The 12,710-nt window shown below is 65.2% G+C and carries 13 protein-coding genes; 6 read left to right on the top strand and 7 right to left on the bottom strand.

Going from position 1 to position 12,710, the window contains the following annotated elements; all coding sequences use genetic code 11:
- Positions 1-47: 47 nt before the first annotated feature.
- Both ACQR1E_RS24940 and ACQR1E_RS24935 read right to left on the bottom strand, forming a co-directional pair.
- Positions 48-956, bottom strand: coding sequence for an amino acid ABC transporter substrate-binding protein (locus ACQR1E_RS24940; RefSeq protein ID WP_434897676.1), 909 nt, complete (start codon positions 954-956; stop codon positions 48-50).
- 172 nt (positions 957-1,128) lie between these two features.
- A complete protein-coding gene (locus tag ACQR1E_RS24935) occupies positions 1,129-2,028 on the bottom strand; it encodes a LysR family transcriptional regulator (RefSeq protein WP_316185768.1) in 900 nt (299 codons plus the stop codon).
- A 130-nt stretch (positions 2,029-2,158) separates the two neighbouring features.
- Here ACQR1E_RS24935 and ACQR1E_RS24930 point away from each other — a divergent pair, with 130 nt between their 5' ends.
- Positions 2,159-2,791 (top strand): RraA family protein, encoded by a 633-nt coding sequence (locus ACQR1E_RS24930; protein ID WP_316194891.1) that lies wholly within the window; start codon positions 2,159-2,161, stop codon positions 2,789-2,791.
- A gap of 111 nt (positions 2,792-2,902) precedes the next feature.
- On the opposite strand, the gene ACQR1E_RS24925 is transcribed toward ACQR1E_RS24930, so the two are convergent.
- Positions 2,903-3,241 carry a hypothetical protein gene (locus ACQR1E_RS24925; RefSeq protein WP_315750861.1) on the bottom strand — a complete coding sequence of 113 codons (339 nt, stop codon included), beginning with the start codon at positions 3,239-3,241 and terminating at the stop codon, positions 2,903-2,905.
- Positions 3,242-3,559: 318 nt separating this feature from the next.
- Here ACQR1E_RS24925 and ACQR1E_RS24920 point away from each other — a divergent pair, with 318 nt between their 5' ends.
- Complete coding sequence (locus ACQR1E_RS24920; protein WP_315827183.1) at positions 3,560-3,754, top strand: hypothetical protein; 195 nt, start codon at positions 3,560-3,562, stop codon at positions 3,752-3,754.
- Positions 3,755-4,084: 330 nt separating this feature from the next.
- Here ACQR1E_RS24920 and ACQR1E_RS24915 read toward each other — a convergent pair whose 3' ends face one another.
- The 3 genes from ACQR1E_RS24915 to ACQR1E_RS24905 form a co-directional block, all read right to left on the bottom strand.
- Positions 4,085-5,368: an O-acetylhomoserine aminocarboxypropyltransferase gene (locus tag ACQR1E_RS24915; RefSeq protein ID WP_315750864.1), complete on the bottom strand. Its 1,284-nt coding sequence runs from the start codon at positions 5,366-5,368 to the stop codon at positions 4,085-4,087.
- A 225-nt stretch (positions 5,369-5,593) separates the two neighbouring features.
- Positions 5,594-6,178, bottom strand: coding sequence for a CoA-binding protein (locus tag ACQR1E_RS24910; protein ID WP_315711509.1), 585 nt, complete (start codon positions 6,176-6,178; stop codon positions 5,594-5,596).
- Between the two features lie 239 nt (positions 6,179-6,417).
- Positions 6,418-7,239 (bottom strand): enoyl-CoA hydratase, encoded by an 822-nt coding sequence (locus tag ACQR1E_RS24905; protein WP_434844832.1) that lies wholly within the window; start codon positions 7,237-7,239, stop codon positions 6,418-6,420.
- 70 nt (positions 7,240-7,309) lie between these two features.
- Here ACQR1E_RS24905 and ACQR1E_RS24900 point away from each other — a divergent pair, with 70 nt between their 5' ends.
- The 3 genes from ACQR1E_RS24900 (at position 7,310) to rpsI (ending at position 8,845) form a co-directional block, all read left to right on the top strand.
- A complete protein-coding gene (locus ACQR1E_RS24900) occupies positions 7,310-7,738 on the top strand; it encodes a PaaI family thioesterase (protein WP_315799672.1) in 429 nt (142 codons plus the stop codon).
- 158 nt (positions 7,739-7,896) lie between these two features.
- Positions 7,897-8,361, top strand: a complete 465-nt coding sequence (gene rplM / locus ACQR1E_RS24895; RefSeq protein WP_315711511.1) for a 50S ribosomal protein L13 — start codon at positions 7,897-7,899, stop codon at positions 8,359-8,361.
- A gap of 1 nt (position 8,362) precedes the next feature.
- Complete coding sequence (gene rpsI / locus ACQR1E_RS24890; RefSeq protein ID WP_172109671.1) at positions 8,363-8,845, top strand: 30S ribosomal protein S9; 483 nt, start codon at positions 8,363-8,365, stop codon at positions 8,843-8,845.
- A 96-nt stretch (positions 8,846-8,941) separates the two neighbouring features.
- Here the strand turns inward: rpsI and ACQR1E_RS24885 are convergent, their stop codons facing one another.
- The gene (locus ACQR1E_RS24885; protein WP_434897675.1) at positions 8,942-11,041 is read right to left on the bottom strand and encodes a LamG-like jellyroll fold domain-containing protein; all 2,100 of its coding nucleotides are present in this window, start codon (positions 11,039-11,041) and stop codon (positions 8,942-8,944) included.
- Between the two features lie 390 nt (positions 11,042-11,431).
- On the opposite strand from ACQR1E_RS24885, the gene ACQR1E_RS24880 reads away from it, so the two are divergent.
- The gene (locus ACQR1E_RS24880) at positions 11,432-12,655 is read left to right on the top strand and encodes a GGDEF domain-containing protein (RefSeq protein ID WP_315711515.1); all 1,224 of its coding nucleotides are present in this window, start codon (positions 11,432-11,434) and stop codon (positions 12,653-12,655) included.
- The last annotated feature ends 55 nt before the right edge of the window (positions 12,656-12,710 follow it).

Raw genomic sequence — 12,710 nt, 5'->3', positions numbered from 1 at the left:
GGATGAGGCTGTCTCCGCCGTTGCCGTTTGCACGGATACCGCGGGCTTCAATCGGGCGCATACGCGTCCGGGTCGGGACTGCTGCTGGGCGACTTGAACGCGGCGCGCAGGGGGGCCGGCATCTGGTAGTTGAAGTTGATCCCGGTCGGCGGCACCGGTGATTCGAACCACTTCTTGTAGAGCGCCTCGATGGCGGGGCTCTGATAGAGCTCGGCGGTGACGCGATCGGCGATGGCCTTGAACGGCGCATCGTCCTTGCGCAGCATGATGCCGAAAGGTTCGGGCTTGGAGAATGCGTCGTTGCTGATCATGTACGCCGCCGGGTCCTTCGACCGTGCGATGGCGACCGCGAGCTGGACGTCGTCGAGCACATAGGCCTGAGCCCGGTCGGTCTCCAGCATCAGGAACGCTTCGGCCTGGTCCTTGGCCGGAACGATGTTGATGCCGAGCTTGCGTTCGACATTGACCTTGTTCAGTTGGGCGATGTTGGTCGATCCGGCGATCGCGACGGCCGTCTTTCCCCTGAGGTCGTCGATCGTCTGGAGCGAGAGCGATTTCTTGGCCGCATAGCGTGTGGCGCTGAGAAAGTGCGTATTGGCAAAGGCCACGAGCTTCTGACGTTCGGCGTTGTTGGTGGTGGAGGCGCACAGGAGGTCGATCGTGCCGTTCGTCATCAGCGGGATGCGATTGGAGGACGTCACCGGAACGGTTTCGATCGTGAGGTCAGGAAGCCCCAGCTCCTTTTTGACCGCATCCGCGATCCGGCCGCAGATGTCGAGCGCGTAGCCCACCGGCTTCTGGTTGCCGTCGAGATAGCTGAACGGCACCGACGATTCCTGGAAGCCGATCGATATCCTGTTCGTCTCTTTGATCTTCTGGAGCGTGCCCGTCAGTTCCTCGGCGCCGGCGGCGTTTGCAGCGAGCGCTGCCGTCAGCAGAAGTCCCCAAATGCGCATCAAAGCCTCTCCTCGCAGCAATCCTCTTCGCGCGTGCAGCGTTGCACGCGCAGCGACGATGCAGCCTCGCTGCGTCCAGCCTGGATGAAAAGGGATAAAACCGCCTTCTTTCTCATTCCTGGAGGTGATGGATCGCCGCGCCGGGCGTCGTCGCCGGGTTCACCTACCCGGTCTAACCTTCGAGTTGACGGCCGAAATCGCAGGTCTGGCGCGCCAGCTCCGCTACGGCGGCCGCGAAGGCCGAGGGTCTGTCGTTGCGATACATGGCCGCATAGGGCACGGCCGGCAGCGTCGGCTTGACGGGCAGGATGACCAGCTTCTTCTGCTCGAACAGAGGACGAAAACAGCGTTGCGGAAGATAGCTGATGCCGAGGCCGGCCACGGCGAGCCCGACCAGCGCAGTCAGATTGTCGACCGAGATGGCGCGCTTGAAGGAGACGCCGTTGGCCGCGAGCCATTTGTTGACGAAGAGGCCGGAGCCCGAGCGACGGCCCTGCATCAGAATCGTATGATGACCAAGCTCGTCGAAATCGAGGCTCCGGCGCGATCTGACCAGGCCGGGGCGCGCCGTCCACACGTTCTGCACTTCGGCAAGCCGCACCGACGTCACCTCCGGGTCGGAGAAGACGTCCGGGATGACGACGAGATCGAGGCTGCCCTCGATCAGCCGATCGTAGAGGCTTCGGGAGGTTTCGACCTCAGGCTCGATCATCACCGCCGGATGGGCTTCGCGAATCGCCGAAACCAGACGCGGCAGCCATGTCAGCGCTGACAGCTCCGTCGCCCCGAGCCGCAGGCGGCGGGCCGGTGACTGCCGGCCGTCCTTCAACTCCAGGATCTGGTCCTGCAACGCCAACATCTGCCGGCCAAGAGCAAGGATCTGCTCGCCACGTTCGGTCAGGCGAGCCCCGCGCTGGCTGCGATCGAACAGCGGAACGCGCGCGGAGGCCTCCAGCTCCTGGATGCGCTTCGAGATCGCCGATTGCGTCGTGTTCAGCTTGGCTGCGGCGCGTTCGAACGTGCCGAGCTCCGCGATCCAGTTCAAAGCTTCCAGCTGCTTCAGGGTGACCATTTTTCGCATTCAAAAAAGAGATGGATCGATATCTCCATTTATCGGTTTTCTGAATTCAAGACGAGTCCTACACCGCCGAGGCGGGTCGCTATCGGGCGACGCTCTGGACTGTGCAAGACGGGGAGCGAGAATGGGTGAGGGACAAGCGCAGCCTGGTGCGCCGATCGATGCGGCGGTCGTCGCCGCGTTCAAGAGCGTTTCCACGGCCGTGATCAGTGACAACCTTCAGCGGCTGCCTGGTGCAGCCAGTCTACGGCCATTCTATACGGGCTCGCCGATGGCCGGGATCGCGCTGACCGTGAATACGGCGCCGGGGGACAATCTCTTCATTCATCGCGCGCTCGATCTCATCACGCCCGGCGACGTCCTCGTCGTCAATGGCGGCGGCGACGAGACGCGGGCATTGGTCGGCGAGATCATCGCCGCCATCGCGAGGGAACGCGGCGCGGCCGGGATCGTCGTCGACGGCGCGATCAGGGACTCCGGCGTGCTGATGAAGTCCGACTTCCCCGTGTTCGCGCGTGCGGTCAATCACCGCGGCCCCTACAAGAACGGTCCGGGTGAGATCAACGTGCCGGTGTCGATCGGCGGCATGATCGTCACGCCAGGCGATATCGTGGTCGCCGACGCCGACGGGGTGGTCGCTTTCGCGCCGGCGATCGCGTCCGAGCTGCTCGAGTCCGCCCGCGCGCAGGAACAGCGTGAAGCCGAGATCCTGGCGAGCATCCGCGCAGGGCGCTATGCCGGTGCCTACGCAAAATAGCCGGCTATTGCGGTCGTCCGCACGAGCCTCGGTGGTATGCGGAACCTCGTCCTTGTCGTCCCGGATGTCGCTTCGCCCATCCGGGCTACTTACATGCCAACGGCACCCCGCTCAGCAATACCCATACACGCCACACGCGTAGGGCAGGCGGAACATGTAGTTGGTATAGCCTTCGCCGCCGTAATAGGGGCCCTGGTAGTCGTAGGAGAAGGCGCGGCCGTAATAGCCGGGCAGCTCCTGGCGGCCGAACAGCAGCGGCGTCGAGGGCCACATCGGGGAGATCAGCGAGTCCTGGTCCCTGACGACGACGACCGTCGGCGGCGGCGCTCTCACGGCGCGGCGGGCCTTGGTGTGCACGATCTTGTCGTGGACGGCCGGCAGGTCGGCCGCGAGCACGACGCCGTTCGCCGCGATGGCCGCCAGCAGCATCATGATCACCAACGTTCGCATCCTGCTCTCCTCGACTTCTGTTCGGGTGGCGTCGGCGCTTCGCGATACATCCACCGCTGCTTTCACGCGGGTCCGGAAGGCGATTCCACGGGCGGCAGGATGAGCCGGGTATGGTTAACGAAATCCTTCCGGCATCCGACAGTTGGCTGCAATCATCCGTAGAAGGACGGGCATTTTCAGCTTTTGTTAAGTTCTGCGGGTGCAAGTTTACTGCTGCCGGCGATTTTGAAGGTCGGCCGAATGCAGCCCGGCCGCTGCGTCCGGGCGCGAAAATCTCTGCTGCATTTCATCAGAGTCTCAGACCAGAAGGTTTCGAGCATGTCGGTGATCATGTTTTCGGCGTCGGCGCGCCAAAATCTCCAATCACGGACCGGCTTAGTCAACGCTGAACTCGCTGCCATCGACGAGCGCGCCGCCGGCCTGCAGGCGCTGTCGGCGAGCCGGCTGATCGCGGCCTCCGCGCTGCCTCTGGCCGGCCAGATGCACGCGCGCCTGTTGCAGCTGATGAGATGATCACCTGGAGTTAACGAGGGCGCGGTCCGAGAAGCCGGCAACGGCCCGGCCGTGGGACGAAGGAGAGCGCGGAAGCCCAAGGGGGCCGCCCGCGCTCTCTTTGTTTTCGGGGCCGCTTGCTGCCTCAGCTGTCAGTTGTTCGTCATGCGCGGGCTTTTCCCGCCTGCGGGGCCGAAGCGCCTTCGGCGCGGCGACGGCCCGCGCATCCACGTCGTCATTGCCGGGGCAAAGACATGAATGGCCGGGACAAGCCCGGCCATGACGTGGTGAGAGATGCGCTCGTCATGCCGCATGTCGACGCGCGGCGCGATCCGTGGAGCGAAACGCGCCTTACGCGCTCAGCGCCTGCTCGAGGTCGGCGATCAGGTCTTCCTTGTCCTCGATGCCGACGGAGATGCGGACGATGTCGGGGCCGGCGCCGGCCTTGATCTTCGCGGCGTCGTCGAGCTGGCTGTGCGTGGTCGAGGCCGGGTGGATCACCAGCGAGCGGGTGTCGCCGACATTGGCGAGATGCGAGAACAGCTTCAGGTTCGACACCAGCTTGACGCCGGCGTCGTAGCCGCCCTTGAGCGAGAAGGTGAACACGGCGCCGGCGCCCTTCGGGCAGTATTTGCGGGCGAGCGTGTAATACTTGTCCTCGGGCAGGCCGGCGTAGTTCACCGAGGCCACGCCGGGATGCTTGCTGAGATATTCGGCGACCGCCTTGGCATTGTCGCAGTGCTTCTGCATGCGCAGCGGCAGGGTCTCGATGCCGGTGAGGATCATGAAGGCGTTGAATGGCGACAGCGCCGGTCCGAGATCACGCAAGCCCAGCACGCGGCAGGCGATCGCGAAGGCGAAATTGCCGAACGTCTCGTGCAGGCGAATGCCGTGATATTCGGGACGCGGCTGCGTCAGCATCGGATATTTGTCGCCACTGCCGGCCCAGTCGAAGGTGCCGGCATCGACGATGACGCCGCCGATCGAGTTGCCGTGGCCGCCAAGGAACTTGGTCAGCGAGTGCAGCACGATGTCGGCGCCGTGATCGATCGGGCGGATCAGGTAGGGCGAAGCCAAGGTGTTGTCGACGATCAGCGGCACGCCCGCCTTGCGCGCCACCTGCGCGACCGCCTCGATGTCGGTGATGGTGCCGCCGGGATTGGCGATCGACTCGATGAATACAGCCTTGGTGCGTGGGCTCACCGCCGCCTCGAAGCTCGCGACGTCATCGGTGTCGGCCCACACCACGTTCCAGCCAAAGCTCTTGAACGAATGCGTGAACTGGTTGATCGAGCCGCCATAGAGTTTTCGCGCGGCGATGAACTCGTCGCCGGGGGACAGCAACTGCTGCAGCGCCACGACCTGCGCGGCATGGCCTGAGGCAACGGCAAGCGCGGCGGTGCCGCCCTCGAGCGCGGCGACGCGCTCCTCCAGCACGGCGTTGGTCGGGTTGCCGATGCGGGTGTAGATGTTGCCGAATGCCTGCAGCCCGAACAGCGAGGCGGCGTGGTCGGCATCGTTGAACACGAACGACGTGGTCTGGTAGATCGGCGTCGCCCGCGCGCCGGTGGTCGGGTCGGGCTGGGCGCCGGCGTGAATGGCAAGGGTGGCAAATCCCGGGGGACGTTCGGTCATGGTGTTTCCTCTTGGCTTGATCCGTTGCGCGCCGGCGCCGGCTGGCGCAGGGATCGATGATGGGAGACGGTGTCGATAGCGCGCATCGTGCGCCTCCGCGTCATCCCGGCGGAGGACATTTGCCAGCGGCCAGGATGGCGTCAAGGCTGCCGGCGCCGATCGCTCCGATTTGAAATGCGCTGCTGTGTCGCGCCGTCGTCGCGACACGTTCCTTTCGCAGATGCGTCAGGCGGGATCGCTTCTGTCCTTCGCGGCGCGGTCGGCCGCGGCCGTCGTGCCGCCGCCGACGCTGGTGCGGTTCAGCGACAGCCGCATGCCTTGCGTCGGGATCGGCGCGCGCTTGGCGCTGATTGTGCGCGAGTTGACGCCCATCCAGGAGATCTCCGACGACAGCCGGCCATATTCGATCTTGGGGCAGCGGTTCATCACGACCTTCAGTCCAGCGGCCTCGGCCTTTTCGGCCGCCGCATCGTCACGCGCGCCGAGCTGCATCCAGATCACCTTCGGCAAAGGTGAGAGCTTCAGCGCCTCGTCGACGACGGGCATGATGTGCTGCGAGCTCCGGAAGATGTCGACCATGTCGAGCGGGCGGCCAATGTCGGCGAGCGAGGCGACGAAGGGGCGGCCCATCAGGCTCTTGCCGACATGGCCGGGGTTCACCGGGATCATGTCGTAGCCGCGCTGCACCAGATATTTGAAGGCGAAGAAGCTCGGCCGGATCTCCGACGGCGAGGCGCCGACCATCGCGATCACCTTCACGCCGTTGAGAATGCCGCGGATGTAGTCGTCGGGATAGGTGTCGTGATTCATGAGCGGTGCAATCTGTTAGTTGCTGTCATTCCGGGGCGTGCGCAGCACGAGCCCGGAATCCATACTCCCGATCGTGGTTATGGATTCCGGGCTCGCCCTCCGGGCGCCCCGGAATGACGAGCCAGTTTCAGTTTCTGTCATTGCGAGGAGCACTTGCGACGAAGCAATCCAGGGGCTCGGGCGGGACTCTGGATTGCTTCGCTGCGCTCGCAATGACGAAGGAGAGAGCAGGGCGAGCTTCACTCGTCCCGCCAATTCGGCGTCCGCTTCTCGATGAAGGCGCCGATGCCTTCTTCCGCGTCGCGGGCCAGCATGTTTTCGGTCATCACCTCTGCCGCATAGCGATAGGCGTCGGCAAGGCTCATCTCGGCCTGGCGGTAGAATGCCTCCTTGCCGAGCTTGATCGTATAGGCTGATTTGCGCGCCACTTGTTGTGCCAGCGCAATCGCGGTGTCGCGTTCCGTGCCGGCCGTGACCACGCGGTTGACGAGGCCCAATTCGCGGGCGCGGACAGCGGGAACCGGCTCGCCGGTCAGCAGCATCTCCATCGCCTGCTTGCGGGGTACGTTGCGCGACAGCGCCACCATCGGCGTCGAGCAGAACAGGCCGATGTCGACGCCGGGCGTGGCGAACGAGGCGCGCTCGGAGGCGACGGCGAGATCGCAGCTCGCGACCAGTTGGCAGCCGGCGGCGGTGGCGATGCCCTGCACGGACGCGACAACCGGCTTGGGCAGATGCACGATCGCCTGCATCATCGCGCTGCAGGCGTTCATCAGCCGGGCGAAGAAGGCGCGGCCGCGGTCGGCCTCGCTGCGATGCGCGGTGAGTTCCTTGAGGTCATGGCCGGCGCAGAACGCAGGGCCATTCGCTGCGATCACCACGGCGCGCACGGCCTTGTCGGCGCCGATCTCGGCCAGGGCCTGATGCAGCTCTGCGATCAGCGGCTCCGACAGGCTGTTGCGCTGTGCCGGGCGGTTGAGCGTGAGCACGGCGACGGGGCCCGCCATCTCGCGCAACAGAATCGGCGTATCGGCGGCGTCGGCGAGGGCAGGGACGGACATTGCGATTTCCATATGGGCGCGTCGATGCAGCTAATGTAACAGATGAGCAACGACGAGAGCAGGGGGAGAGATGACGGCGAAGATGACCATCGCGGAGCTGGAAGCGTTCCTGCACGCGGAATTTCCCCAGGCGTTCCGCACCGGCGGTGACATTTCGATCGAGAGCGCCGACGGCAAGAGCTGCCGGATGCGCCAGCGCTTCAATGAGCGCATGTTGCGCCCCGGCGGCACCGTCTCCGGGCCGACATTGATGGCGCTGGCCGATTTCGCGATGTACGTGGTGCTCTTGTCGGCGATCGGCCCGGTCGGTCTTGCCGTGACCACGAATCTCAACATCAACTTCCTGCGCAAGGGCGCGGCCGGCGCCGATGTGCTGGCGGAGGCGCGGCTGCTCAAGCTCGGCAAGCGGCTCGCGGTCGGCGAAGTCACGCTGCTGTCAGGGGAATCGCCCGATCCGATCGCCCATGTCACGGCGACCTATTCCATTCCGAATGCGTAGGGTTTTCGTGGGTATTATTGCACCATATTTGCAAGCTGCTGTTTTTGTTGTATTAATTTGACGCCGATGGCGTTGACGAATGCAGGCCGCTTCTCTAGAAGCTGCGATCAGTTCGGTGCGTCACCCGCGCCGCATTCTCCCTGTCACGGATATCTCTCATGAAAACCTTTTCGGCAAAGCCGGCCGAGGTCCAGAAGAAGTGGGTCGTGATCGACGCCAAGGGTCTGGTCGTCGGCCGTCTCGCCACGCTGGTCGCCATGCGGCTGCGCGGCAAGCACCTCCCGATCTACACGCCGCACGTCGACTGCGGCGACAACGTCATCATCGTCAATGCCGCGCACGCCGTGCTGACCGGCCGCAAGCGCGAGCAGAAGGTGTACTACAAGCACACCGGCTATGTCGGCCACGTCAAGGAGCGCACCGCGCGCCAGATCCTCGAGGGCCGCTTCCCCGAGCGCGTGATCGAGAAGGCCATCGAGCGCATGATCCCGCGCGGGCCGCTCGGCCGCGTGCAGATGGGCAATCTGCGTGTCTATGGCGGACCCGATCATCCGCACGAAGCGCAGAACCCCGAGAAGATCGACATCGCCAAGTTGAACCGCAAGAACACGAGGGCCGCATAAGATGGCCGAAAGCATCCAGTCTCTCGATCAGCTGTCGCAGCTCAAGGGGGCCGTCACGGCTCCCGACGCTCCGAAGTATGAGAAGAAGGTCGACAAGTTCGGCCGCGCCTATGCCACCGGCAAGCGCAAGGACGCGGTCGCCCGCGTCTGGATCAAGCCGGGCTCCGGCAAGGTCACCGTCAACACCCGCGACATCGAGGTCTACTTCGCCCGTCCGGTGCTGCGCATGATGATCGAGCAGCCGATGGTCGTCGCTGCCCGCAAGGGCCAGTACGACGTGATCTGCACGGTCGCCGGCGGCGGCCTGTCCGGCCAGGCCGGTGCGGTCCGTCACGGCCTGTCCAAGGCGCTGACGAATTTCGAGCCGGAGCTGCGCGGCGTCCTCAAGAAGGGCGGCTTCCTGACCCGCGACTCGCGCGTCGTCGAGCGTAAGAAGTACGGCAAGGCCAAGGCCCGCCGCTCCTTCCAGTTCTCGAAGCGCTGATCGCCTGGCTCCGGCTCCGTCCGGATCCATCAGCTTCAAATACGAACGGGCGCCCTCGCGGGCGCCCGTTTTGCTTTTGACGCAGGCTTGCGCGGGTCAGGCGCTGGCGCGGCGCGCGGTCAGCCATTGGCTCGGCGCCAGCGGTTTCGACACCACGCGGACCTCGCCGATGCTGCCGATGAAGCCGTCCGACGGGGCGCGGTCCCACCAGCCGCAGCCGAGTGCCCAGGGCTGCGACGCCGCCGTCGAGGCGATGCCGTTGCCGCCGATGACGCTGCGCACGACCGGCGCGCCCTCGATGTAGAGCACGGTCGAATTGTCGGCGGGATCGTTGACGATCGCGAGGTGATACCAGGTGTCGAGCATGATCTCGCCGGACCAGTCGGTCTGCGGCTGCCGGGTCGAACTCGACGGCACGACCTCCCACTGCACCTCGCGCAGGTTGGAGATGGCGAACAGGATCGGCGGTGACTCCGGATCGCCGCCGGCATAGCCCGGCAGCCAGCCGCGGTTGCCGAAGCGGGTCAGGATGTTGCACCAGGCGTGGTCGGCGGCCTTCCAGTTCGGATCGATCTTGATGAAGGCTTCGACGGTGTAGCCGGATGCGAACGTTGCCGCGTTGATCGGCGCGTTGGCCGCGGTCGTGAACCAGCTGAAGCGGCCGGCGCCCTGCTTGGTCGTGTTGAGGAACTGCACGCTGCCCGGCGCCGACGACAGGCGATGCTTGTCGGCTGTGAAGACGACGTCGGCGACCTCCGCGGCACCCGCCAGCGTGGCGCGCTGCATCGGGTTGGCGGCGGTGAGGTCCGACAGCGCGGTGCCGGCGGCCACGGCCTTGCCGATCGCCGACGACGTGATCCGCCAATGCGCAACGGTCTCGGCCACGAGCGGATAGTCCTGCTCGTTCGCGGGCGGCACCACCACCGGTTCGGGCGCCTCGGTGTAGTTGACGTAGAGATCCTGCTTGAGGCGCGGCAGGATCGGCGTGCCGGCGAAGGCCGGCAGATGGCAGAAATTGGTGAAGCGTGAAAAACGCCGGCGGAAGTCGACGGGAATCGAGAACGCGTGATTGTCCTCGGACAGCCAGGCGCGGTCGAACTGCTTCAGGCTGTCCTTCGGCTTCTCGACCACCCAGGGCGAGAACGAGGCGACGTCGATCTTGTTGGCCGTGAAGTCGAACTCGTACAGCCGCATCAGGCCGTTGCCGCCCTGATAGGCCATCTGATAGTCGACCACCATCTGATGGACGGGGTTATGGAAGTCGTTGATCTTCGTCAGCAGCGCGCCACCGTGATAGTGGCCGTTCAGGGTCATGAAGATCTGGTCGTTGCTGCGGATCAGCTTCTCCCACAGGTACTGGCCGTAGGCGACCTCGAGCGGGCTCGTGCCGTCATTGGCGATGTTCAGCAACTGGTGATTGGCGAGGATCACCGGCAGCATCGGATGCCGCGCGATCATGCTGCGCGCCCAGGCGATCGCATCGTCCGAGGCGCGCCACGACAGCGACAGCACCATGAAACTGACGCCGCAGGCATGGAACACATGCGCCTCGTGCCAGCCGCTCGGATGCCGCTCCAGGAAGGTCCGCTGCTTCGCGGCGCGGCTCGTCGGAAACCATGTGAGATAAGGCTCGGACGCGCCGCGCTGCGCATCGGTGCCCGCGCCCTGGCTCGCCGCGTTCTCGAATTCCAGCGCCGAAAGCACGTCGTGATTGCCCGCGAGCACCGAATACGGCCGGCCGGCGTTCTCTAAGAGCTTCATCGCGGCATCGGCGACCGCCCATTGCTGCGGATGCTTGGACTGGTCGACGACGTCGCCGAGGTGGATCGTGAACGGGATGTGGTACTTCGCGGCGTTGTCGACGATGAACTGCGTCTGCGCGGGGTAGGGCGTGCTGCCATATTGCCGCTGATAGGCCTGGCCTTCTTCTGACGTCGCATAGCGCGAGTAGAACTGCGTATCGGGAAGGACGGCGAGCGCGAAGCTGGTCGTGACGTGACGATGGTGACGGTGCATGCGCCAATGCGCGTGCGCCGCCTGGCCGGGCAGCAGGCTGGCGCCGAGGCCGAGCGCCGAGACGCCCATGGCATTGCGCAGCAGGGTGCGGCGATCGACGCCCTGCGCCGGCTGCGGGTCGCGCGCCGGATGATCGCCTGCGGCCGCCTTGTTGTTCGATGAATCGTCGTCGAAAGACATCCTTGTCCCCACCTCGAGCGGCGGATCGCGCCGCGGTCGGGACGTGTTAGGGAGAGATGATCTCAAATTTGAGAAGGTTTCTTATCGTTTCGATGAGTGTTCGCCGCAGGACGGGAAACCATTGATTCCGCACGATGGGGCGCACAACTATCAATGAATGACGCTGTGCCGTGTACAATCAGGGCGGGCGGTCGCGCGGATTGCCCCGGCATTTTTGAATCCTGTTTGCAGATTTCTTGCGCAGCAATTTGCTGACGAGTTGTGCCGAGCTTTTCGAGAAAACTTGGTATCCCAGGCAAACCTCTTTCCAACAAACCGCCCGCTAGGTTGATCGCGATAAGGCCGCGCTAACCCTGAATTTCCGCGCCGCCGCAGCAAGCGAGGTGATCGATGGCGCTTGATAGCATGACGCTCGACATCGTAGCGACCATGGTCGCAGCGCTGCTTGGCGCTATGTTGCTCCACTTCGGCCGGCAGGAGAACACGCCGGCGCTGCGCTGGTGGGGCGCGGCCTACGTCCTCGGCGCGGTCGCGATCGCGCTGTGGACCTTGATCGGCGAGCTCTACGGCGAGGTGGTGTCGCTGTTCCTGAGCTCCATCGGCCTGATCGCCACCGCCATGGTGTGGAACGCCGCGCGCGTGTTCCACGGCAAGCCGGCGAGCGTGCCCGGGCTCGTGCTCGGCGCGACGGTCTGGATCGCCAGCGGCATGCTGCTCGATGCGTCGGCGCAGGCGCTGCGGCTGACGATCGGCGCAGCGATCGTCGTGATCTACGCCATGCTGACCGCGGCCGAGCTGTGGCAGGAGCGGCGGCGGACCCTGCACAAGCGCTGGCCGGCGCTGATCGTACCGGTGATGCATGGCTTCGTGCTGATGTTGCCGATCCTGCTCGGCAACATGCTGCGCGATTCCGACGGCGCCTTCGCCGCCGCCTGGGTCACGATCTTCTCGATCGAACTCGTGCTGTATGCGGTCGGCACCGTGTTCGTGATCTTCATGCTGGTGTCCGAGCGCATCGTCAGCGCCCACAAGCGCGCGGCGACCACCGACCCGCTGACGGGCCTGCTCAACCGCCGCGGCTTTGCCGAGTCCTGCGCGCAGCTGATCGAGCGCGAGGCGCGCGAGCAGCGCCCGGTCAGCGTGCTGATCTTCGACATCGATCATTTCAAGTCGATCAACGACCGCTTCGGTCACGCCGAGGGCGACGAGGTCCTGAAGCTGTTCGCAAACGTCGTGGTCAACAATCTACGCCTCACCGATCTCTCGGGCCGGATCGGCGGCGAGGAGTTCGCAGCACTTCTGCCCTGTTCCATCGAAGAGGCCATGGTCGCCGCCGAGCGTGTCCGCGAGGCGTTCGCGGCCTCCGGCGTGGTGTGCGAGGACAAGCCGGTCGATACCACCGTCAGCATCGGCGTTGCCGGCGGGCCGGGCGGGACCGATCTCGACGTGCTGCTCGCGGCCGCCGATACCGCGCTCTACAAGGCCAAGCGCTCCGGTCGCAACCGGGTCGAGGCCTCGGCGGAGCTGCCGCTGTCGCTCGACCGCTACCGCCGCCAGCGCGCTGCCGCGGCTGCCAGCCTGCCGCAGTCGGGAGAGGCGGTGTTGTCCAGCTGAGGTGCGGCTTTCGCTCTCCCGAGGTCTGGGCTAGACAAGCGGCCCACACCAGGGG

Origin of the sequence: Bradyrhizobium sp. HKCCYLRH1030, assembly GCF_051168395.1 — a bacterium.
Taxonomy (GTDB): Bacteria; Pseudomonadota; Alphaproteobacteria; order Rhizobiales; family Xanthobacteraceae; genus Bradyrhizobium.
The sequence above is the reverse complement of the archived record's forward strand: the minus strand, read 5'-3'. Positions and strand labels throughout refer to the sequence as shown.

Excerpts from the sequence above, each read along its gene's own strand:
- ACQR1E_RS24940 (WP_434897676.1), bottom strand. The coding sequence starts at position 956 with ATGCGCATTTGGGGACTTCTGCTGACGGCAGCGCTCGCTGCAAACGCC.
- ACQR1E_RS24935 (WP_316185768.1), bottom strand. The coding sequence starts at position 2,028 with ATGGTCACCCTGAAGCAGCTGGAAGCTTTGAACTGGATCGCGGAGCTC.
- ACQR1E_RS24930 (WP_316194891.1), top strand. The coding sequence starts at position 2,159 with ATGGGTGAGGGACAAGCGCAGCCTGGTGCGCCGATCGATGCGGCGGTC.
- ACQR1E_RS24925 (WP_315750861.1), bottom strand. The coding sequence starts at position 3,241 with ATGCGAACGTTGGTGATCATGATGCTGCTGGCGGCCATCGCGGCGAAC.
- ACQR1E_RS24920 (WP_315827183.1), top strand. The coding sequence starts at position 3,560 with ATGTCGGTGATCATGTTTTCGGCGTCGGCGCGCCAAAATCTCCAATCA.
- ACQR1E_RS24915 (WP_315750864.1), bottom strand. The coding sequence starts at position 5,368 with ATGACCGAACGTCCCCCGGGATTTGCCACCCTTGCCATTCACGCCGGC.
- ACQR1E_RS24910 (WP_315711509.1), bottom strand. The coding sequence starts at position 6,178 with ATGAATCACGACACCTATCCCGACGACTACATCCGCGGCATTCTCAAC.
- ACQR1E_RS24905 (WP_434844832.1), bottom strand. The coding sequence starts at position 7,239 with ATGTCCGTCCCTGCCCTCGCCGACGCCGCCGATACGCCGATTCTGTTG.
- ACQR1E_RS24900 (WP_315799672.1), top strand. The coding sequence starts at position 7,310 with ATGACGGCGAAGATGACCATCGCGGAGCTGGAAGCGTTCCTGCACGCG.
- rplM (WP_315711511.1), top strand. The coding sequence starts at position 7,897 with ATGAAAACCTTTTCGGCAAAGCCGGCCGAGGTCCAGAAGAAGTGGGTC.
- rpsI (WP_172109671.1), top strand. The coding sequence starts at position 8,363 with ATGGCCGAAAGCATCCAGTCTCTCGATCAGCTGTCGCAGCTCAAGGGG.
- ACQR1E_RS24885 (WP_434897675.1), bottom strand. The coding sequence starts at position 11,041 with ATGTCTTTCGACGACGATTCATCGAACAACAAGGCGGCCGCAGGCGAT.
- ACQR1E_RS24880 (WP_315711515.1), top strand. The coding sequence starts at position 11,432 with ATGGCGCTTGATAGCATGACGCTCGACATCGTAGCGACCATGGTCGCA.